Source organism: Streptomyces sp. NBC_00080, from assembly GCF_045041255.1.
Lineage (GTDB): Bacteria > Actinomycetota > Actinomycetes > Streptomycetales > Streptomycetaceae > Streptomyces > Streptomyces coriariae.
The window spans coordinates 3,075,158-3,094,662 of the sequence record NZ_CP108235.1; the positions used below are offsets into that span (position 1 = coordinate 3,075,158).

General features: G+C 71.1%; 15 protein-coding genes. 9 read left to right on the top strand and 6 right to left on the bottom strand.

All coding sequences use genetic code 11. From position 1 onward, the window contains the following. Positions 1–55: 55 nt before the first annotated feature. The 4 genes from OHU34_RS13370 to glgB all read left to right on the top strand — a co-directional run bounded on the left by OHU34_RS13370 (position 56) and on the right by glgB (position 7,967). Entirely contained in the window at positions 56–2,230 is a 2,175-nt protein-coding gene (locus OHU34_RS13370; RefSeq protein WP_405766441.1) for an alpha-1,4-glucan--maltose-1-phosphate maltosyltransferase, read from the top strand. Next, positions 2,227–3,945, top strand: coding sequence for a maltose alpha-D-glucosyltransferase (gene treS, locus OHU34_RS13375; RefSeq protein ID WP_142266231.1), 1,719 nt, complete (start codon positions 2,227–2,229; stop codon positions 3,943–3,945). Before OHU34_RS13370 ends, treS begins: the two co-directional genes overlap by 4 nt. A gap of 109 nt (positions 3,946–4,054) precedes the next feature. Further along, positions 4,055–5,434, top strand: coding sequence for a maltokinase N-terminal cap-like domain-containing protein (locus OHU34_RS13380; protein ID WP_200839815.1), 1,380 nt, complete (start codon positions 4,055–4,057; stop codon positions 5,432–5,434). Between the two features lie 13 nt (positions 5,435–5,447). Continuing rightward, the gene (gene glgB / locus OHU34_RS13385) at positions 5,448–7,967 is read left to right on the top strand and encodes a 1,4-alpha-glucan branching enzyme (protein ID WP_405766445.1); all 2,520 of its coding nucleotides are present in this window, start codon (positions 5,448–5,450) and stop codon (positions 7,965–7,967) included. A 176-nt stretch (positions 7,968–8,143) separates the two neighbouring features. On the opposite strand, the gene OHU34_RS13390 is transcribed toward glgB, so the two are convergent. From OHU34_RS13390 to OHU34_RS13405, 4 genes are all read right to left on the bottom strand, one after another. Continuing rightward, positions 8,144–10,426, bottom strand: a complete 2,283-nt coding sequence (locus OHU34_RS13390) for an AAA family ATPase (RefSeq protein ID WP_142266229.1) — start codon at positions 10,424–10,426, stop codon at positions 8,144–8,146. Positions 10,427–10,569: 143 nt separating this feature from the next. Continuing rightward, positions 10,570–10,902: a co-chaperone YbbN gene (locus OHU34_RS13395; protein ID WP_020131118.1), complete on the bottom strand. Its 333-nt coding sequence runs from the start codon at positions 10,900–10,902 to the stop codon at positions 10,570–10,572. Beyond that, the gene (locus OHU34_RS13400) at positions 10,899–11,327 is read right to left on the bottom strand and encodes a MerR family transcriptional regulator (protein WP_020131119.1); all 429 of its coding nucleotides are present in this window, start codon (positions 11,325–11,327) and stop codon (positions 10,899–10,901) included. The genes OHU34_RS13395 and OHU34_RS13400 overlap by 4 nt, the downstream gene beginning before the upstream one ends. Before the next feature lie 29 nt (positions 11,328–11,356). Then, positions 11,357–11,800 carry an Lrp/AsnC family transcriptional regulator gene (locus OHU34_RS13405; RefSeq protein ID WP_020131120.1) on the bottom strand — a complete coding sequence of 148 codons (444 nt, stop codon included), beginning with the start codon at positions 11,798–11,800 and terminating at the stop codon, positions 11,357–11,359. Between the two features lie 117 nt (positions 11,801–11,917). Between OHU34_RS13405 and OHU34_RS13410 the strand changes: the two genes are divergently transcribed. Together OHU34_RS13410 and OHU34_RS13415 are read left to right on the top strand one after the other, a co-directional pair. Beyond that, positions 11,918–12,868, top strand: a complete 951-nt coding sequence (locus OHU34_RS13410) for an NAD-dependent epimerase/dehydratase family protein (RefSeq protein ID WP_142266228.1) — start codon at positions 11,918–11,920, stop codon at positions 12,866–12,868. Between the two features lies 1 nt (position 12,869). Beyond that, entirely contained in the window at positions 12,870–13,781 is a 912-nt protein-coding gene (locus tag OHU34_RS13415) for an aldo/keto reductase (RefSeq protein WP_142266227.1), read from the top strand. 157 nt (positions 13,782–13,938) lie between these two features. Here the strand turns inward: OHU34_RS13415 and OHU34_RS13420 are convergent, their stop codons facing one another. After that, positions 13,939–15,372: a cation:dicarboxylate symporter family transporter gene (locus OHU34_RS13420; protein ID WP_052183852.1), complete on the bottom strand. Its 1,434-nt coding sequence runs from the start codon at positions 15,370–15,372 to the stop codon at positions 13,939–13,941. A 122-nt stretch (positions 15,373–15,494) separates the two neighbouring features. On the opposite strand from OHU34_RS13420, the gene OHU34_RS13425 reads away from it, so the two are divergent. Together OHU34_RS13425 and OHU34_RS13430 are read left to right on the top strand one after the other, a co-directional pair. Next, positions 15,495–17,141 (top strand): sensor histidine kinase, encoded by a 1,647-nt coding sequence (locus OHU34_RS13425; RefSeq protein ID WP_230194606.1) that lies wholly within the window; start codon positions 15,495–15,497, stop codon positions 17,139–17,141. Beyond that, complete coding sequence (locus OHU34_RS13430; RefSeq protein ID WP_020131125.1) at positions 17,138–17,833, top strand: response regulator; 696 nt, start codon at positions 17,138–17,140, stop codon at positions 17,831–17,833. The genes OHU34_RS13425 and OHU34_RS13430 overlap by 4 nt, the downstream gene beginning before the upstream one ends. Positions 17,834–17,952: 119 nt before the next feature. Here OHU34_RS13430 and OHU34_RS13435 read toward each other — a convergent pair whose 3' ends face one another. Continuing rightward, positions 17,953–18,498 (bottom strand): hypothetical protein, encoded by a 546-nt coding sequence (locus OHU34_RS13435; protein WP_405766449.1) that lies wholly within the window; start codon positions 18,496–18,498, stop codon positions 17,953–17,955. Positions 18,499–18,543: 45 nt separating this feature from the next. Here OHU34_RS13435 and OHU34_RS13440 point away from each other — a divergent pair, with 45 nt between their 5' ends. After that, positions 18,544–19,404, top strand: a complete 861-nt coding sequence (locus tag OHU34_RS13440) for a 5'-methylthioadenosine/S-adenosylhomocysteine nucleosidase (RefSeq protein WP_405766451.1) — start codon at positions 18,544–18,546, stop codon at positions 19,402–19,404. Positions 19,405–19,505 lie beyond the last annotated feature (101 nt).

The following is a 19,505-nucleotide window of genomic DNA, read 5'->3' on the forward strand; positions in this document are numbered from 1 at the left end:
CCCCTCCCCACCACATCCATCCGCCTACCCCCCGTTGATGCGGACAGGAGCGGTCATGCCAGCAAGGCACCACCCGTCATCACCCCCGACGCCTCGCACCAAGAACAACAAGAGCAGCAGGAACGGCAAGAGCACCGACGGCGCCGGCAACGCCGAGAAGGACACCGCCGTCCCGGTGCTCACGCCCGCACCCGGTCCGCCGGCCCCGGAGCGATCCTCCTCGGGCGGCGACACCACCGCCGTCGGGCGCATACCCGTCCTGGACGTCCGCCCGTTCGTCCAGCAGGGTCGCCGGCCCGCCAAGGCGGTCACGGGTGAGACGTTCGAGGTCTCGGCGACCGTGTTCCGGGAAGGGCACGACGCCGTCGCCGCCAACGTCGTGCTGCGGGATCCGGACGGCAACCCGGGCCCCTGGACGCCGATGCGTGAACTCGCCCCGGGCACCGACCGCTGGGGCGCGGACGTCACGCCGGACGCGACGGGCCGCTGGACCTACACCGTGGAGGCCTGGAGCGACCCGGTCGCCACCTGGCGGCACCACGCCCGCATCAAGATCCCCGCGGGGATGGACACCGAGCTGGTCCTCGAAGAGGGCGCGCGGCTGTACGAACGGGCGGCCGGCGGAGTGCCGGAGGCTCCCGACCGCACGTTGGTGCTGGCGGCCGCCGAGGCGCTGCGCGACGAGACCCGCCCGGCCGTCTCCCGGCTGGCGGCGGCGCTGACGCCGCAGGTCGACGCCGTGCTCGGCCGGTATCCGCTGCGGGAGCTGGTCACCGCGTCCGAGCCGCTGCCGCTGCTGGTCGAGCGGGAACGCGCCCTGTACGGAGCCTGGTACGAGTTCTTCCCGCGCTCCGAGGGCACCCCCGAGCGCCCGCACGGCACCTTCCGCACCGCCGCGCGCAGGCTCCCCGCCATCGCCGCCATGGGCTTCGACGTCGTCTACCTGCCGCCGATCCACCCCATCGGCACGACCTTCCGCAAGGGCCGCAACAACACGCTCGACCCCGGCCCCGACGATGTCGGCGTGCCCTGGGCGATCGGCTCGCCGGAGGGCGGTCACGACGCCGTCCACCCGGACCTGGGGACCATCGAGGACTTCGCCTGGTTCGTGGAGCGGGCGGCCGAGCTGGGCCTGGAGATCGCCCTCGACTTCGCCCTCCAGTGCTCCCCCGACCACCCCTGGGTGCAGAAACACCCCGAGTGGTTCCACCACCGGCCCGACGGCACCATCGCCTACGCCGAGAACCCGCCGAAGAAGTACCAGGACATCTATCCGATCGCCTTCGACGCCGACCTGGACGGTCTCGTCGCGGAGACCGTGCGGGTTCTGCGGCACTGGATGTCGTACGGCGTGCGGATCTTCCGGGTCGACAACCCGCACACCAAGCCGGTCGTGTTCTGGGAGCGGGTCATCGCGGACATCAACCGCACCGACCCCGACGTGATCTTCCTCGCCGAGGCCTTCACCCGTCCCGCGATGATGCACACCCTCGGCCAGATCGGCTTCCAGCAGTCGTACACCTACTTCACCTGGCGCAACACCAAGCAGGAACTGACGGAGTACCTCACCGAACTCTCGGGGGACGCCGCCTCCTACATGCGGCCCAACTTCTTCGCCAACACCCCCGACATCCTGCCCGCCTGTCTCCAGCACGGCGGCCGCCCCGCCTTCGAGATCCGCGCCGTCCTCGCCGCCACCCTCTCGCCGACCTGGGGCATCTACAGCGGCTACGAACTCTGCGAGAACGCGGCGCTCAAGGAAGGCGGCGAGGAGTACCTCGACTCGGAGAAGTACCAGCTCAAACCCCGTGACTGGGCCGCCGCCGAGCGGGCGGGCCGCAGCCTCGCCCCGCTGCTCACCCGGCTCAACGAGATCCGGCGGGCGCACCCGGCCCTGCGCCAACTCCGCGATCTGCACTTCCATCCGACCGACAAGGAAGCGGTGATCGCCTACTCGAAGAGGAGCTCGAAGAAGAGCGGTTCGAACACGGTTCTGGTGGTCGTCAACCTCGACCCCCACCACACCCAGGAGGCGACGGTCTCGTTGGACATGCCGCAACTCGGCCTGGACTGGCACGAGTCGGTGCCGGTGCGCGACGAGCTCACCGGCGAGACCTACCACTGGGGCAGGGCCAACTACGTGCGCCTCGAACCGGGCACCCGGCCCGCGCACGTACTCACCGTCCTGCGACCGTCCAACCCGCAGATCGGAGGGTCACCCACACCATGATCGTCAACGAGCCCGTTCCGGACACCTTCGAGGACACCCCCGCCAAGGACCGCGACCCCGAGTGGTTCAAACGCGCCGTGTTCTACGAGGTCCTCGTCCGCTCCTTCCAGGACAGCAACGGCGACGGCGTCGGCGACCTCAAAGGCATCACCGCCAAACTCGACTACCTGCAATGGCTGGGAGTCGACTGCCTCTGGCTGCCGCCCTTCTTCAAATCACCCCTGCGGGACGGCGGATACGACGTATCCGACTACACCGCCGTCCTCCCCGAATTCGGCGACCTCGCCGACTTCGTGGAATTCGTCGACGCCGCCCACCAACGCGGCATGCGCGTCATCATCGACTTCGTGATGAACCACACCAGCGACCAGCACCCGTGGTTCCAGGAATCGAGGAAAGACCCCGACGGCCCCTACGGCGACTACTACATGTGGGCCGACGACGACAAACAGTACGGCGACGCCCGCATCATCTTCGTCGACACCGAAGTCTCCAACTGGACCTTCGACCCCGTCCGCAAGCAGTACTTCTTCCACCGCTTCTTCTCCCACCAGCCGGACCTCAACTACGAGAACCCCGCCGTGCAGGAGGAGATGATCTCCGCGCTGCGATTCTGGCTGGACCTGGGCATCGACGGCTTCCGCCTCGACGCCGTGCCCTACCTGTACGCCGAGGAGGGCACGAACTGCGAGAACCTGCCGGCCACGCACGAGTTCCTCAAACGGGTCCGCAAGGAGATCGACGCCCACTACCCGGACACGGTGATCCTCGCCGAGGCCAACCAGTGGCCCGAGGACGTCGTCGACTACTTCGGCGACTACGCCTCCGGCGGCGACGAATGCCACATGGCGTTCCACTTCCCCGTCATGCCCCGCATCTTCATGGCCGTCCGCAGGGAATCCCGCTACCCGGTCTCGGAAATCCTCGCCAAGACCCCTGCGATCCCCTCCCGCTGCCAATGGGGCATCTTCCTGCGCAACCACGACGAGCTCACCCTCGAAATGGTCACCGACGAGGAACGCGACTACATGTACGCGGAATACGCGAAAGACCCGCGTATGCGCGCCAACATCGGCATCCGCCGCCGGCTCGCACCCCTCCTCGACAACGACCGCAACCAGATCGAGCTCTTCACCGCCCTGCTGCTCTCCCTGCCCGGCTCGCCGATCCTCTACTACGGCGACGAGATCGGCATGGGCGACAACATCTGGCTCGGCGACCGCGACGCCGTCCGCACCCCCATGCAGTGGACACCCGATCGCAACGCAGGTTTTTCCTCCTGCGACCCCGGGCGGCTCGTTCTGCCGACCATCATGGATCCCGTCTACGGGTACCAGGTCACCAACGTGGAGGCGTCGATGTCGTCGCCCTCCTCGCTGCTGCACTGGACCCGGCGCATGATCGAGATCCGCAAGCAGAACCCCGCCTTCGGCCTCGGGACCTACACCGAACTCCAGTCCTCCAACCCGGCCGTCCTCGCCTTCCTTCGCGAGGCCCCCCTGACCAAGGAGGGAGAGGACGACCTGGTGTTGTGCGTGCACAACTTCTCGCGGTTCGCGCAGCCCACGGAGCTGGACCTGAGCCGGTTCAAGGGGCGGTACCCGGTGGAACTGTTCGGCGGGGTGCGCTTCCCGGCGGTCGGTGACCTGCCGTACCTGCTCACCATGGCGGGCCACGGCTTCTACTGGTTCAGGCTGCGCAGGGACGCGGCCTAGGCCGCGTCCACAGCCCCGAACCCCGGGCGGGGCGGTTTCCGCCGCCCCGCCCGGGGCACGCATCAGTAACGCCCCGACCCCGACACCCGGGGAAAGGAATGTGACACCTATGGCGGCGACTGTCACACTTTCCGGTCGGACCGACCCCGGCCTCCTCGCTTCGCTGGACCCCCTGCTGCGGGAGTGGCTGCCCCGGCAGCGCTGGTTCGCCGGCAAGGGCCGCCCGGTCACCGGGTTCTCGCTGGTGGCGGCCACCGAGCTGCTGCCGGCCCACACCAGACTGGGGCTGTACCACCTGCTGGTACGCGCCCATCAGCCGGCCACGCCCGGCGACTGCTACCAGCTCCTCATCGGCTCACGCGAGGCCCTGCCGCCCCGGCTGGCGCCCGCGCTGATCGGCCATGTGACCCAGGGTCCGCTGGCCGGGCGGACCGTGTTCGACGCCCTGTACGACACCCGGCCCGCCGAGGTACTGCTGGAGGCGCTGCGCACCGGGGCCCGGATCGGCGGGCTGCGCTGCGAGCGGGATCCCGGGCAGGAGATCCGGTCCGGGCTGGTCCCGCGCCGGCTGACCGGCGAGCAGTCGAACTCTTCCGTCATCTATGGAGATACGTTCATTCTGAAGCTGTTGCGCCGGGTCGTGCCGGGCGTCAACCCCGACCTGGAGCTGCCGCTGGCGCTGGCCCGCGAGGGCTGCCCCCGGGTGCCCGCGCCGACCGCGTGGATGTACGGGGACCCGGGTGAGGGCGAGGGTGATGCGTACGTCCTGGCCGTGCTCCAGCCGTATGTGCAGGGCGCGGCGGACGGCTGGGAGCTGGCGCTGCGGGAACTGGCCAAGGGCGAGGACTTCGCCGCCGAGGCGCGAGCGCTGGGGCGGGCCACCGCCGAGGTGCACGGGGCGCTGGCCCGGGCGCTGCCCACGGCGACCCTGGGGCAGGCGCAGATACGGCCGATGGTGGACGGCATGACCGGGCGGCTGGACGCCGCCGCGCAGGCGGTGCCCGCGCTGCGCCCCTACGCGCCGGCGCTGCGCACCGCCTTCACCGCGCTGGCCGGCCTCGCGGCCGAGGGCCACACCTGGACCGCCCAGCGCGTCCACGGCGATCTGCACCTCGGGCAGTGTCTGCGCTCGCCCTCCGGGCAGTGGTCGCTGATCGACTTCGAGGGGGAGCCGGCCAGGCCGCTGGCCGAGCGGCGGATGCCCCAGCCGACCGTGCGGGACGTGGCGGGCATGCTGCGCTCCTTCGACTACGCCGCCCGCTCGGCGGATCCGCCTGCCCCGGCCTGGGCACATGCCTGCCGGGCGGCCTACTGTTCCGGGTACGCCGAGGTGGCGGGCGTCGATCCGCGCACCGACCCCGTGCTGCTGCGGGCCCACGAGACGGACAAGGCGGTCTACGAGGTCGTCTACGAGGCGCGGCATCGCCCCGACTGGCTCCCCGTACCCCTTTCCGCGATACACCGCCTCGCCGCACCCGACCTGCCTTGAGGAGGCTCCGTACGTGACTCCCCCGAAGAAGAAGGCCACCGCGAAGAAAGCAGTGACCAAGAAGGCGGCGGCCGACAAGGCGGCGAGGAAGAAGACGACGGGCAAGAAGGCGGCGGTCGAGAAGACGGCGAGCAAGAAGGCCAGGGCCGAGGAGACCTCGCCGGCGGGAACGACAGAGGCGACGGCCGCGGCGGCAAAGGCGGCGCCGGAGGCGGAGGAGACGTCGGCAGCGGCAGCCAAGGACGTCGCCGCGCCGGAGCCGGTGAGCCTCCCCGTGGACGCCAACCCCGAGGCCGAAGCCGACTCCGACGCCGGCCTCGCCCCGGACGCCGTCGTCGGCCCCGCCATCGACCCCGCCATCGGCCCCGCCGACCGTGAACGCCTGCTGCACGGCACCCATCACGACCCGCACTCCGTGCTGGGCGCGCATCCCGTGCCCGGCGGGGTCGTCTTCCGGGCGCTGCGCCCGTACGCGCTGTCCGTCACGGTGCTCTCGGGCGACCTGCGCGCCGAACTCCACGACGACGGCGACGGCTTCTTCTCCGGCCTGCTGCCCCTGACCGAGGCCCCGGTCCACCGGCTCCTGGTGACCTACGAGAGCACCACCGTGGAGACCGAGGACGCCTACCGTTTCCCGCCGACGCTGGGCGACCTGGACCTGCACCTGATCGGCGAGGGCCGGCACGAGCAGTTGTGGACGGTGCTGGGCGCGCGTCCGACGACCCACCAGGGTGTGAGCGGCACCGCCTTCTCCGTATGGGCGCCGAACGCGCGCGGGGTGCGGCTGGCCGGCACCTTCAACTTCTGGGACGGCACGGGGTACCCGATGCGGTCGCTGGGTTCGTCCGGGGTGTGGGAGCTGTTCGTGCCCGGGATCGGCGAGGGCGAGCTGTACAAGTTCGACATCACCCGCCCCGACGGCTCGCACACCCTGCGGGCCGACCCGATGGCGCGGCGTACCGAGGTGCCGCCGGCGACCTCGTCGGTCGTGCACGCCTCGCACTACGAGTGGGGCGACGAGGAGTGGCTGGCCCGGCGGGCAGAGATACCCGTGCACGAGGCCCCGTTCTCCGTCTACGAGCTCCATCTGGCCTCCTGGCGGCCGGGGCTCACGTACCGGCAACTGGCCGACCAACTGCCCGCGTACGTCCGGGACCTCGGCTTCACTCACGTCGAGCTGATGCCGGTCGCCGAGCATCCCTTCGGCGGTTCGTGGGGCTACCAGGTCACCGGTTTCTACGCGCCCACCGCCCGGCTCGGCACACCCGACGACTTCAAGTACCTGGTGGACGCGCTGCACCGGGCCGGCATCGGCGTCCTGATGGACTGGGTGCCGGCGCACTTCCCGCGCGACGAGTGGGCCCTCGCGGAGTTCGACGGGCGTCCGCTGTACGAGCACGAGGACCCGCTGCGCGCCGCCCATCCCGACTGGGGGACGCTGGAGTTCGACTTCGGGCGGCGCGAGGTACGCAACTTCCTGGTGGCCAACGCGGTGTACTGGTGCGAGGAGTTCCACATCGACGGGCTGCGCGTGGACGCCGTCGCCTCGATGCTGTACCTCGACTACTCGCGCGAGCCGGGTCAGTGGACCCCGAACGAGCACGGGGGCCGGGAGAACCTGGACGCGGTGGCGTTCCTCCAGGAGATGAACGCGACGGTCTACCGCCGCAGCCCCGGGGTCGTCACGATCGCGGAGGAGTCCACGGCCTGGGACGGTGTCACGCGGGCCACGCACCACGCGGGCCCGAGCGGCTTCGGCGGGCTCGGATTCGGGCTGAAGTGGAACATGGGCTGGATGCACGACTCGCTGGAGTACATGAGCCACGAGCCGGTGCACCGCAGGTACCACCACCACGAGATGACCTTCTCGATGGTGTACGCCTACAGCGAGAACTACGTGCTGCCCATCTCCCACGACGAGGTGGTGCACGGGAAGCGCTCGCTGGTGTCGAAGATGCCCGGTGACTGGTGGCAGCAGCGCGCCGCGCTGCGGGCTTACCTGGCGTTCATGTGGGCCCACCCGGGCAAGCAACTCCTCTTCATGGGCCAGGAGTTCGCCCAGGGCGCGGAGTGGTCCGAGGCCCACGGCCCCGACTGGTGGCTGCTGGATCCGGCGTACGGCGCCGAGGCCGACCACCGGGGCGTCAGGGACCTGGTCCGCGACCTGAACACCGTCTACCGCGCGGCGCCGGCCCTCTGGCAGCAGGACACCGACCCGGCCGGATTCCAGTGGGTGGTCGGGGACGCGGCCGAGGACAACGTCTTCGCCTTCCTGCGGTACGACGCCGAGGGCTCCCCGCTGCTGTCCGTCTCCAACCTCTCCCCGGTCGTCCGCCACGACTACCGTCTCGGGGCACCCGACGACGTCCCGGCCTGGCACGAGGTCCTCAACACCGACGCGGCCGGGTACGGCGGCAGCGGTGTCGCCCATCCCGACCCGGTCAAGCCGGAGCCGCAGGGTCATCACGGCCGGCCGGCGAGCGTCCGGCTGACGCTGCCGCCGCTCGCGACGCTGTGGCTGCGGCCTGCCTGAGCCCTGCCCCGGGGCAACGGCCCCGGGTACGAATCCGTCGGCCGGCGCGGGGGCGTGCGGGCGGTGCGGTGAGCGTGTGAGGCGGGGATCCCCGCCTCACACGCTCACCGCACCGGCCGGGCACCGCAGTGCTCACGGCGCGACCGGCATGCCCTGCCGATCCCGGGTTCCCCGCGTTACGCCGGAGGTTCCCCGAGGGCCGCTGCCAGCGGCTTCGGGAGGGTCCTGCTGTGCAGCACACCCAGCCGCTGCGTCGCCCGGGTCAGCGCCACGTACAGGTCGCTGGTGCCGTACCGCGAGGGCTCCACCACCAGCACGGAGTCGAACTCCAGGCCCTTGGACTGGCGCGGGTCGAGCAGGACGACGCTCCGGGTCAGGTCCGGCTCGGCGCCCGCCGTCACCCCGTCCAGCCGGGCCGCGAGCCTGCGGTGCAGGTCGCGCGGGGCGATGACGGCGAGCCGGCCCTCCGCGGGGGTGAGTTCACCGACCGCCTTGGCGACCGCGCCGGGGAGGTCGTCGGTGGCACGCGCCCACGGTCGTACGCCGGTCGACCGCACCGAACTCGGCGGCTCGAAGCCGGGGTGCTCGGCACGGACCACCGCCGCGGCCACGTCCATGATCTCGGCCGGGGTGCGGTAGTTGACGCCGAGCCGGGTGTGCTCCCAGCGGTCCTCGACATACGGCTGGAGGATCTTGGACCAGGAGCCGACGCCGGCCGCCTCGGCGGTCTGCGCCGGGTCGCCGACCAGGGTCATCGAGCGGGTGGGGCTGCGCCGCATCAGCAGCCGCCAGGCCATCGGCGACAACTCCTGCGCCTCGTCGACGATGATGTGCCCGAACGCCCAGGTGCGGTCGGCGGCGGCGCGTTCGGCGGCGCTGCGGTGGTCGTCCTCCTCGTGACGCTCGGCGAAGCGTTCGGCGTCGATGATGTCGTGCGCGGACAGGACCTCGGAGTCCTCCTCGTCCTTGTCCTCGAACTCGTAGGTGCGCGAGGCGTACGAGACGTCCAGGACGCCCTGCGCGTAGGCGACCTGGGTCTCCCGCTCGCGGTCCGCGCGGGCCCGCGCCACCCGGTCGTCCTCGCCGAGCAGTTCGGCCGCCTCGTCGAGCAGCGGTACGTCGGCCACGGTCCAGGCCCGGGTCACCGGACGGCGGATGGCGGCCGCGTCGTCGTCGGAGACGTAGCCCACGGGGTCCGCGAGGAAGTCGGCGACCAGGCGCTGCGGGGTCAGGCGCGGCCACAGCTGGTCGATGGCGGCCCAGACCTCGGGGTTGTCGGCGAGCTCGTCGCGGATCTGGGTGATGTCGCTCGGGTCGAGGAGGTTGGAGCCGTCGTAGGGGTCCGTGCCGATGCGTTCGGAGACCATGTCGGTGAGCGTGTTGAGGATGTGGCCCTCGAAGATCTCGCGGGCCGCGTTGTGCGGCAGCCGGGCGGCCCGGGTGCGTTCGCGGGCCATGTTCACCAGGCCGTCGTCCAGCATCAGGATCTCGCGGTCGTGTCCGATCGCGATCACCGGATCGGGCAGCGCCTGCCAGTCGCGTACGACGTCGGCGAGCACGTCCGCCATGTCGGCGCGGCCCTTCACGGCCGCCGCCGCCCGGGTGTCGGCCGCCGTCGCCTTCACACCGGGGAAGAGTTCGCCGACCGTGGCCAGCAGCACACCGGTCTCGCCCAGCGAGGGCAGCACCTCGCCGATGTAGCCGAGGAAGGCGGGGTTGGGGCCGACGATCAGGACGGCCCGCTTGGCGAGCAGTTCCCGGTGTTCGTAGAGGAGGAAGGCGGCGCGGTGCAGGGCGACGGCCGTCTTGCCGGTGCCGGGGCCGCCCTCGACCACCAGGACCCCTCGGTGGGGCGCCCGGATGATCTCGTCCTGCTCGGCCTGGATGGTCTGCACGATGTCGCTCATCCGGCCGGTGCGCGCGGAGTCGATCGCGGCGAGCAGCACGGCGTCGCCGGTCGGGTCCTCGTGGCCGGTACGGGTGGCGTCGCCGATGTCGAGGATCTCGTCGTGCAGGGCGGTGACCCGGCGGCCCTCGGTGGTGAGGTGCCGGCGCCTGCGCAGCCCCATCGGGGTGTGACCGGTGGCCAGGTAGAAGGGGCGGGCGACGTCGGCGCGCCAGTCGATGAGGACCGGGGTGCGCTCGGTGTCCTCGGCACGCAGGCCGATGCGTCCGATGTGGTGGTTGGTGCCGGAGGTGAGGTCGATGCGGCCGAAGCAGAGGGAGCCGTCCACCGCGTTCAGCGCGGCGAGCAGCCCGGAGCGCTCGGCGACGAGGATGTCCCGCTCGAGCCGGGCCTGCATGGGCGTGTTGCCCTGGGCCAGCGCGTCGGTGACGGCGCCCTCGGTGTCGCCGCGCAGGGCGTCCACGCGCGCGTACAGGTTGTCGATGAATTCCTGCTCGCAGCGCAATTCACTGTCCGGAAAGTCGGCGTTTGACAATTCCACTCCCGCCCGCATATACTGTGCTCACTGAGCTTCTTTGCGACCTCATTCATGTGAAGTCGCGAACCATCGAATATACGCAGAGAAATCCCCCGAGCGCAATTGCTCGGGGGATTTCTTTGTGGTGCGCGATCTCCTCCGGTCAGTTCACCGCGCGCTCACAGGACCTCGTCCAGCTCCGCCAGCAGCCGGCGCTTGGGCCTGGCGCCCACCATCGACTTCACGGGCTCCCCGGCCCGGAACACCATGAAGGTCGGCATCGACAGCACCTTGTACGCGTGGGTGGTCTCCGGGTTGGTGTCCACGTCCAGCTGCACCACCTTCAGCCGCTCGCCCTCCTCGGCGGCGAGTGCGGTGAGCACCGGCCCCATCTGCCGGCACGGCGGACACCAGTCGGCCGTGAACTCCACCAGCACCGGCAGGTCCGCCCCCAGCACCTCCGCCCCGAAATCCGCGTCCGTCACCTCGGCCACCCCGTCCGCCTTGATCACCGTTCCTGCCCTCCCAGTTCGCACTCGGGCTCCGGACCCCCCGGAACCCGCGCCTCGGCGGCCAGCTCGTCGCGCGCCAGCTCGGCCCGCACGAGCTGCCCGGCGACCGTCTCCCGCACCGCCCGCAGCTCGCCGATGAGCGCGTCCAGCTCGTCCAGCTTGCGCCGGTAGACCGCGAGCGACGCCGGGCACGAGTCGCCCTCCGGGTGCCCGGCCCGCAGACACTCCACGAAGGGACGGGTCTCCTCCAGGTCGAACCCGAAGTCCTGGAGCGTCCTGATCTGCCGCAACAGCCGCAGATCGCCCTCGTCGTACGTCCGGTACCCGTTGTCGCCGCGTCGCGCGGGCAGCAGCCCTCGCGACTCGTAGTACCGCAGCGTCCGGGTGGTGGTCCCGGCCCGTGCGGCCAGCTCGCCGATGCGCATGCCTACGAACGTAAGGCTTGACGCCCACGTCAAGGCAAGAGCGGTTTCCGCTCTACCGGCGAGGTGAGCACGATCGACGTCGTCGTGCGCCCGAGTGCGGAGACCGCCTCGAGGACGTCCTCCAGGTGGACGGTGTCCCGGACGGCGACCTTGAGGATCCAGCAGTCCTCCCCCACCACGTGGTGGACCTCGGTGATCTCGGGGCGTTCGATCAGTTCGAGGGTCCTGGGGTGCTTCAGGGTGTAGCCGCCGTGCGGGTCGACCCGGATGAACGCCTGGATGCCGTAGCCGAGCCGGGCGGGGCTGACATGTGCGCCGTAGCCGCTGATGACCCCCGCGGCCTCCAGCCGCCGCACCCGTTCCGTCACCGCCGCCGGGCTCAGCCGCACCCGGCGGCCCAGCTCGCTGAGCTTGATCCGGCCGTCGGTCTGGAGCAGTTCCAGGATCTGCCGGTCCAGCGTGTCGAAGGCCACCGATGTTTCGTCGGCGGCGGCCCGTGAATGCCGAGGTTCTTTCGGTACGACGGCCGGAACTCCCATGGTTACCCCTTCAGGACAGGCGTGTACGCCGGGAGAATCATGGTCATGGAAATGACGCAGGAGGTAAAGGCCCGGGAGGTGGCGGCCCGGCAGGTAAATGCCCGTGAGGTATTGGTCATCGGCGGAAACCGCTATTTCGGAAAGCGGCTGATCGCGCGACTGCTGGCCGCCGGGGACCGGGTGACGGTACTGAATCGCGGTTCGTCCGCGCCGCCTCCGGGCGCGACCCACCTGATCGCCGACCGCGACGACGAGAACGCGCTGAACTCGGTGCTCGGGGCACGCTCCTTCGACGTCGTCGTCGACCAGGTCTGCTACACCCCGCGGCAGGCGGCGATCGCCCGCCGGGTGTTCGCCGGCCGCACCGGACGGTACGTGCTGACGTCGACGGTCGAGGTCTACGAGTACGAGGACTCCGTGGCCTTCGTGCGGGAGCAGGACGTCGATCCGCTGGGCGTCCGGGTCGATCTCGAACTCCCCTGGGACGAAACGGAGTTCCTCGACTCCCACTACGGCGAGGGCAAGCGGCAGGCGGAGGCGGTGCTCGCCGCGGAGCCGGCGTTCCCCCATGTGGCCGTCCGGGTCGCCCATGTGCTGGGCGGGGACGACGACTTCACGGGGCGGCTGGAGCACTACGCCTCCCGCATCCGCGCCGGCGAGCCGATCACCGTGCCGACGGTGAACCGTCCGGCGACGTACATCCATGTCGAGGAGATCGCCGACTTCCTGTTCTGGACGGTGGGCCAGGACTTCACCGGCCCGGTCAACGCGGCCTCGCACGGGACGCTGACCACGCACGAGCTGTGCGAGGCGGTGTCCGCGCATGTCCCGGCCGGCCGGGCGGTGTTCCGGGAGGTCGAGGTCGGTGAGGTGTCCCCGCTCTCCTTCCGCCGCTTCTACGGCATGGACAACACCCGCGCCACCCGGCTCGGGTTCACCTTCGGCAACGCACGGCAATGGCTGCGGCGCGCGGCCGACGAGACCCTGGGGAAGGTGGACTGACGTGCGTCAGCGCACCCTCGGCGACATCCGCGTGAGCGCGATCGGGCTCGGCGCGATGCCGCTGTCCATCGAGGGCCGGCCCGACCTGGCCCGTGCCCTGGCCACGGTCCACGCGGCGCTGGACGCGGGCGTGACCCTGCTGGACACGGCCGACTCCTACCACCTGCCGGGTGCGGAGCCCGGCCACAACGAGCGGCTCGTGGCCCGCGCGCTCGCCACCTACGGCGGTGACACCTCCCGCGTGCTCGTGGCGACGAAGGGCGGCCGGGGCAGACCGGGCGGCGGCGCGGCGGACTGGACGGTGAACGGCGATCCCCGCCATCTGAAGACGGCCGCGGAGGCCTCCCTGCGGCGGCTCGGCGTCGAGGCGATCGGGCTGTACCAGCTCCACAAGCCCGACCCGGCGATCCCCTTCGAGGAGTCCGTGGGCGCGCTGCGGGACCTGCTCGACGCGGGGAAGATCAGGCTGGCCGGCCTCTCCAACACGGACACGGACCAGATCCGCCGGGCCCACGCGATCCTCGGCGACCGGCTCGTGTCGGTCCAGAACCGCTACTCCCCCGCCGTCGGCGACAGCGAGCCCGAACTGCGGCTGGCGGCCGAACGGGGACTGGCGTTCCTCCCGTGGAGCCCCCTGGGCGGCATCTCCCGCAGCTCCCTCGACGGGCCCGCCGAGCGGCTTTCGGACGCCCTCGGCACCTTCCACGAGCTGGCCCTCGAGCTGGGGGTCAGCCCCCAACGGCTCTGCCTCGCCTGGCTCCTGACCCGCTCCCCCACGGTGATCCCCATTCCGGGCGCGAGCCGCCCCCGGTCGATACGCGACTCGGCAGCGGCAACCGACCTGACCCTGCCCGAGGACGCGCTGACCCGCCTGAACGAGTCGGTGCGACGCCAACGGCAACGCCCCGCGTAGCGGGGCGTCGCCGGGGGAGGGCCGGACGGGAGGCCCGGGGAGGGGAGACCGGGCGGCCGGGCCACGGGGGAGTGCTCGGCCGCCCGGAGAGGGTGGGGTGGTGGCCCGGGTGTCCGGCTCCGGTTCAGGCGGAGCCGGACACCCGGAGTCGGGAGGCCTAGGCCTTGGCGAGTTCCTTCTCGCCGCCCTCGCGCTGCTCGGGCACGTCCGCCGGGGCGGTCTCGACATCGTCCCCGTCGTCGTCGAGCAGGGTCTTCTCGTCGAAGGGCAGCCCGCCGGCGAGCACCACCTGGACACGCTCCTTGTCGATCTCCTTCGTCCAGGTACCGATCAGGACGGTGGCGACGGCGTTGCCCGCGAAGTTGGTGAGGGCGCGGGCCTCGCTCATGAAGCGGTCGATGCCGACGATGAGGCCGATGCCGTCCACCAGGGCGGGCTTGTGCGACTGGAGACCGCCGGCCAGGGTCGCCATGCCGGCGCCGGTGACACCGGCCGCGCCCTTGGAGGCGACGAACAGGAAGAGCAGCAGCGGGATCTGCTCACCGAGCGACATCGGCGTACCCATGGCGTCGGCGATGAACAGGGACGCCATGGTCATGTAGATCATGGTGCCGTCGAGGTTGAAGGAGTAGCCGGTCGGGACGGTGATGCCGACGACGGGCTTGCTGACACCCAGGTGCTCCATCTTCGCGATGAGCCGCGGCAGCGCGGACTCGGAGGAGGAGGTGGACAGGATCAGCAGGAACTCCCGGGCCAGGTACTTGAACAGGGAGAGGATGTTCAGACCCGAGACGATCTTCAGCAGCGCGCCGAGCACGATGAAGACGAACAGGAAACAGGTGGCGTAGAAGCCGAGCATCAGCACGGCGAGGCTCTTGAGCGCGTCCACGCCCGACGAGCCGACGACCGCGGCCATGGCGCCGAAGGCACCGATCGGAGCGGCCCACATCACCATCGCGAGGACGCGGAAGACGAGGCGCTGGATGTGCTCGACACCGCGCAGCACCGGCTGGCCGGCCTTGCCCATGGCCTGGAGCGCGAAGCCGCAGAGCAGGGCGATGAGGAGGGTCTGGAGGACCTCGCCCTCGGTGAAGGCGGACACGATCGTGGTGGGGATGATGCCGAGCAGGAACTCGGTGGTGTCCTTGGCCTCCGGCGAGACCTGCGCCTGCCCGGTCTCCTTCACGGCGTCCGTGATGGCGAGGCCCGTGCCCGGCTCCAGGATGTTGCCGACGACGAGGCCGATACCGAGGGCGACCAGCGACATGACCATGAAGTAGCCGAGGGCGATACCGCCGACGGCGCCGACCTTGGCGGCCTTCCGTACGGACCCGATGCCCAGCACGATCGTGCAGAAGATGATCGGCGAGATCATCATCTTGATCAGGTTGACGAAGCCGGTCCCGATGGGCTTCAGCTCCACGGCGAAATCGGGGGCCGCGAGACCCACGGCGATCCCGATGGCGACCGCGACGATCACCGCGATGTACAGGTAGTGGGTGCGGTCCCGCTTGACCGCGGGTGCGGCAGGTGCCTTGTCGGGGGTGCTGCTGGCGGCCACGGCTGCCCTCCTTGACGTCTTCGTCGGCATCACCGGCGTGCGGCTCACGTCCGGGGTTTATGGGGGATTGCCGTGACTATCTCCCGCCCTGTGAGGGCGGTCACCCTTCCGTTCATTTAGTTCACACTTAACGCCGGGGGCACACTGACGACATGCGCATCCCCGCTCTGCCGAGACCCCGCAGCCTGGCCGGCCAGCTCTTCGCCATGCAGGCGGTGCTGATAGCGGTGCTCGTCGCGGGATACGCGCTGTTCACCTACGTCAGCGACCGCAACCAGGCCGAGGAGGCGGCGGGCCGCCAGGCCACGGCCGTGGCCCGCTCGGTCGCCGACTCACCCTCCGTACGGGCGGCGATACGGACCGCGAAGCCCACCGCCGAGCTCCAGCCCTACGCCCTGCGGGTCATGAGGGACACGGAGGTCGACTTCGTCACGATCATGAACCCGGAGGGCATCCGCTGGACCCACCCGGACAGGACCCAGATCGGCCAGCGCTTCCGCGGCAACACCGCGAAGGCCCTCGAGGGCGACACCTTCACCGAGACCTACACCGGCACCCTCGGCGCGTCCGTGCGCGCGGTCACCCCGATCGAGGACGACGGCACGATCATCGGGCTGGTCAGCGCGGGGATCAAGGTCGAGTCGATCAGCAAGCGGGTGCAGGACCAGGTGACGGCCCTGTTCGCGGTGGCCGGCGGTGCCCTCGCGCTCGGCGCGATCGGCACGTACGTCATCAACGCGTCCCTGCGCCGCCACACCCATGGCATGAACGCGACCGAGCTGAGCCATATGCACGACTACCACCAGGCCGCACTGCACGCGGTGCGGGAGGGGTTGCTGATGCTGGACGGACAGTACAAGGTGGCGCTGATCAACGACGGGGGCCGGGAGCTGCTGGGCGTCTCGGGAGAGGTGGTGGGCATGTCGGTCGCGGAACTGGGTCTGCCGGCCCCGCTGACGGGTGCGCTGCTCTCCTCGGAGCCCCGGGTGGACGAGGTGCACCTGACGGCGGACCGGGTGCTCGTGGTGAACACCTCCCCGGTCTCGGGCGGCGAGCGCCGGGGCAGCGTGGTCACCCTGCGCGATGTGACCGAACTCCAGTCCGTGATGGGAGAGTTGGACTCCGAACGCGGCTTCACGCAGGCGCTGCGCTCGCAGGCCCACGAGGCGGCGAACCGGCTGCACACCGTGGTGTCGCTGATCGAGCTGGGCCGGGCGGCGGAGGCGGTGGACTTCGCCACGGCGGAACTGGAACTGGCCCAGGCGCTGACGGACCAGGTGGTCGCGGCGGTCAGCGAGCCGGTCCTGGCGGCCCTGCTGCTGGGCAAGACGGCCCAGGCGAACGAGCGGGGCGTGGAGCTGGTGGTGTCCCAGGAGAGCAGCCTGGACGACGGTCTGCTGCCGGAGTCGCTCCCCGCCAGGGACCTGGTGACGATCCTGGGCAACCTCATCGACAACGCGGTGGACGCGGCCCAGGGCAGCACCCGGGCGCAGGTGACGGTGACCGCCGCCACGGAGGGCGCCGAGCTGCTGCTGCGGGTGGCGGACACGGGAGCGGGAGTGGATCCCGCGCACGCCACCCTGGTCTTCGAGCGCGGCTTCTCGACGAAGCCGGCCGGGCCGGGCGGGCGGGGCCTCGGGCTGGCACTGGTCCGTCAGGCGGTACAGCGGCACGACGGGACGCTGTCGGTGGCGGAGGCCGCGGGCGGCGGAGCGGAGTTCCTGGTGCGCCTGCCGTTGCCGGCGACGGCGGCCTCCGGCGCCACCGGGTCCGCGTCGGGGTCCGGAGGCAACGGATGACGAGCGAAGAGCCGATCAGAGTGCTGGTCGTGGAGGACGATCCGGTCGCCGCGGACGCGCATGTGATGTACGTGGGCCGGGTGCCGGGGTTCGTCGCGGTGGGCAAGGCGCACACCGGCGCGGAGGCCCGGCGCCTGCTCGACCGCACGCCGGTCGACCTGCTGCTGCTGGACCTGCACCTGCCGGACGCGCACGGGCTCCAGCTGGCCCGCTCGCTGCGGGCGGCGGGGTATCACGCGGACGTGATAGCGGTGACGTCGGCTCGGGACCTGACGGTGGTGCGCGAGGGCGTGTCGCTCGGCGTCGTGCAGTACGTACTGAAGCCCTTCACCTTCGCCACGCTTCGGGACCGGCTGGTGCGGTACGCCGAGTTCCGGGGGGCCGCGGGCGAGGCGAGCGGCCAGGACGAGGTCGACCGGGCGCTGGCGACCCTGCGCGCGCCGGGACCCGCCGCGCTGCCCAAGGGGCTGAGCGCGCCCACGCTGGAGCGGGTGACGGAGACCGTACGGGAGGCGGAGCAGGGGCTGACCGCGGCGGGGGTCGCCGAGTCGGTGGGCATCTCACGCATCACGGCCCGGCGCTATCTGGAGCATCTGGTGGAGGCGGGGAGAGCCGAGCGGAAACCGCTGTACGGGCAGGTGGGAAGGCCGGAACTGGTCTACCGCTGGGTCCGGACGACTCGCGGAAAGTGACCTCCACGCCGCCCTGACCACTCGCCACGACCCTCACCTGCTGCCGCCCGCCGTCACCACCCCGACGCATCGCGGCCGCCGTCGCTCACCGCCGCGACCCCCACCCGCCGCCACTTCCCTCACTCACCGCCGCCCCCGAACGGCAGGGCGTACCGCACGACGAACACGCCCAGCCCCGCCACCGCCCCCGCCTCGGCCACGGACAGCACCAGCAGCCCCGCCGACACCTGTCCCCCGCCCCAGTACACGACCAGCGCGGCCGTCGGCACGACACAGAACGCCAGCAGATCCACCACGCACTGCGCGATCTTCCGCGAGATCCGCCCGGGGTCGGCCCGGTGGTACGTCTCCCACCGGAACGCCGCCTCGGTCCCGGCCAGTTCGGCGAGCCGCGGCGCCAACTCCTGCCGCACATACCGCCCGACGGCCGAGATCTTCTCGTCGTTGACCAGGTAGGTCCACCCCAGCACCACGCACACCGGCGGCAACGCCAGCAGCATGGACGTCTGTTCGGCCTGGGCCGCCGCGGCGATCACCGCCGCCACCACCGCCAGGGTCACGTACAGCAGGTTGTCCCGGAACCCGATCCGCGCCTTCTGCTCGTCCTTGACGGTCTGGTACTCGGCGAGCAACAACTGCCCGGCAGTGACGTCCCGTTCGGCCATGGTGACCGCCCCCTCCCCCGATGATCCTGGCAGTACCTTAGAGGGGTGCCCGAGACCGAACCCATCGCCGTGGTCCTCACCGCGCTGCCCGTCGAGTACGACGCCGTGCGCGCCCTCCTGGAATCCCTCGACGAAGTCGTCCTCGACGACGGAACCCGTCTCGAACGGGGACGGCTCTCCGGTACGGGCTGGACGGTGGCGCTCGCCGAGCTCGGCGAGGGTGCCCTGAACACGGCCGCGCTCACCACCCGTATCGTCTCCGCACTCGCCCCCGAATGCCTGCTCTTCGTGGGCGTCGCGGGCGGCCTCAAGGACGACCTGCGCCTCGGTGACGTCGTCGTCGGCACCAAGGTCTACGCCGTCCACGGCGGCAAGCAGACCCCGCAGGGTTTTCTGGCCCGCCCCGAGGTCTGGCACGGCTCGCACCGCCTGGTGCAGGCCGCCCGCTCGGCGCTGCGGGACCTGGACGGGGTGCGGGCCCACCGCAAGCCGATCGCCTGCGGGGACGTCGTGCTGGCCGACGACCGGTCCGCGCTGCGGGATCACATCCGACGGACGTACAACGACGCGTACGCCATCGAGATGGAGGGCTCAGGGGCGTCCCACGCGGCGCATCTCAGCGGCGGGCTGGACGCCCTCGTCGTCCGGGGCATCAGCGACCTCGCCGACGCCGGGAAGAGCACGGCCGACGCGGAGGGTTCGCAGGAGCTGGCGGCGGGGCAGGCGGCCAAGGTCGCGCTGGCGGTCCTGCGCAAGCACGCCCCTCGCCCACGGAACGCCACCAGCGCCCAGGCGGAGCCCCGACCCGGCACAGGCACAGGCTCAGGCACAGGCGGCGACACCATCACCTTTCAGGGCGGTACGTACTACGGGCCGGTCGTCGGAAAGGTCACCCGGCACAACTGACCGACCGGTCACCACCGTAGGTTCCTACAACCGGTGACTATGTCCGAACACCCTGTAGTCACCACTCCCCGCGCCCCCTAGCTTGTCCCCCGTGCCCAGAC

Bases quoted from the DNA above. Each gene is read 5' to 3' on its own strand.
- OHU34_RS13370 (WP_405766441.1), top strand. From the start codon at position 56: ATGCCAGCAAGGCACCACCCGTCATCACCCCCGACGCCTCGCACCAAG.
- OHU34_RS13420 (WP_052183852.1), bottom strand. From the start codon at position 15,372: ATGCCGACGAAGACGTCAAGGAGGGCAGCCGTGGCCGCCAGCAGCACC.
- treS (WP_142266231.1), top strand. From the start codon at position 2,227: ATGATCGTCAACGAGCCCGTTCCGGACACCTTCGAGGACACCCCCGCC.
- OHU34_RS13435 (WP_405766449.1), bottom strand. From the start codon at position 18,498: ATGGCCGAACGGGACGTCACTGCCGGGCAGTTGTTGCTCGCCGAGTAC.
- OHU34_RS13380 (WP_200839815.1), top strand. From the start codon at position 4,055: ATGGCGGCGACTGTCACACTTTCCGGTCGGACCGACCCCGGCCTCCTC.
- OHU34_RS13400 (WP_020131119.1), bottom strand. From the start codon at position 11,327: ATGCGCATCGGCGAGCTGGCCGCACGGGCCGGGACCACCACCCGGACG.
- OHU34_RS13390 (WP_142266229.1), bottom strand. From the start codon at position 10,426: ATGCGGGCGGGAGTGGAATTGTCAAACGCCGACTTTCCGGACAGTGAA.
- OHU34_RS13410 (WP_142266228.1), top strand. From the start codon at position 11,918: ATGACGCAGGAGGTAAAGGCCCGGGAGGTGGCGGCCCGGCAGGTAAAT.
- OHU34_RS13425 (WP_230194606.1), top strand. From the start codon at position 15,495: ATGCGCATCCCCGCTCTGCCGAGACCCCGCAGCCTGGCCGGCCAGCTC.
- OHU34_RS13430 (WP_020131125.1), top strand. From the start codon at position 17,138: ATGACGAGCGAAGAGCCGATCAGAGTGCTGGTCGTGGAGGACGATCCG.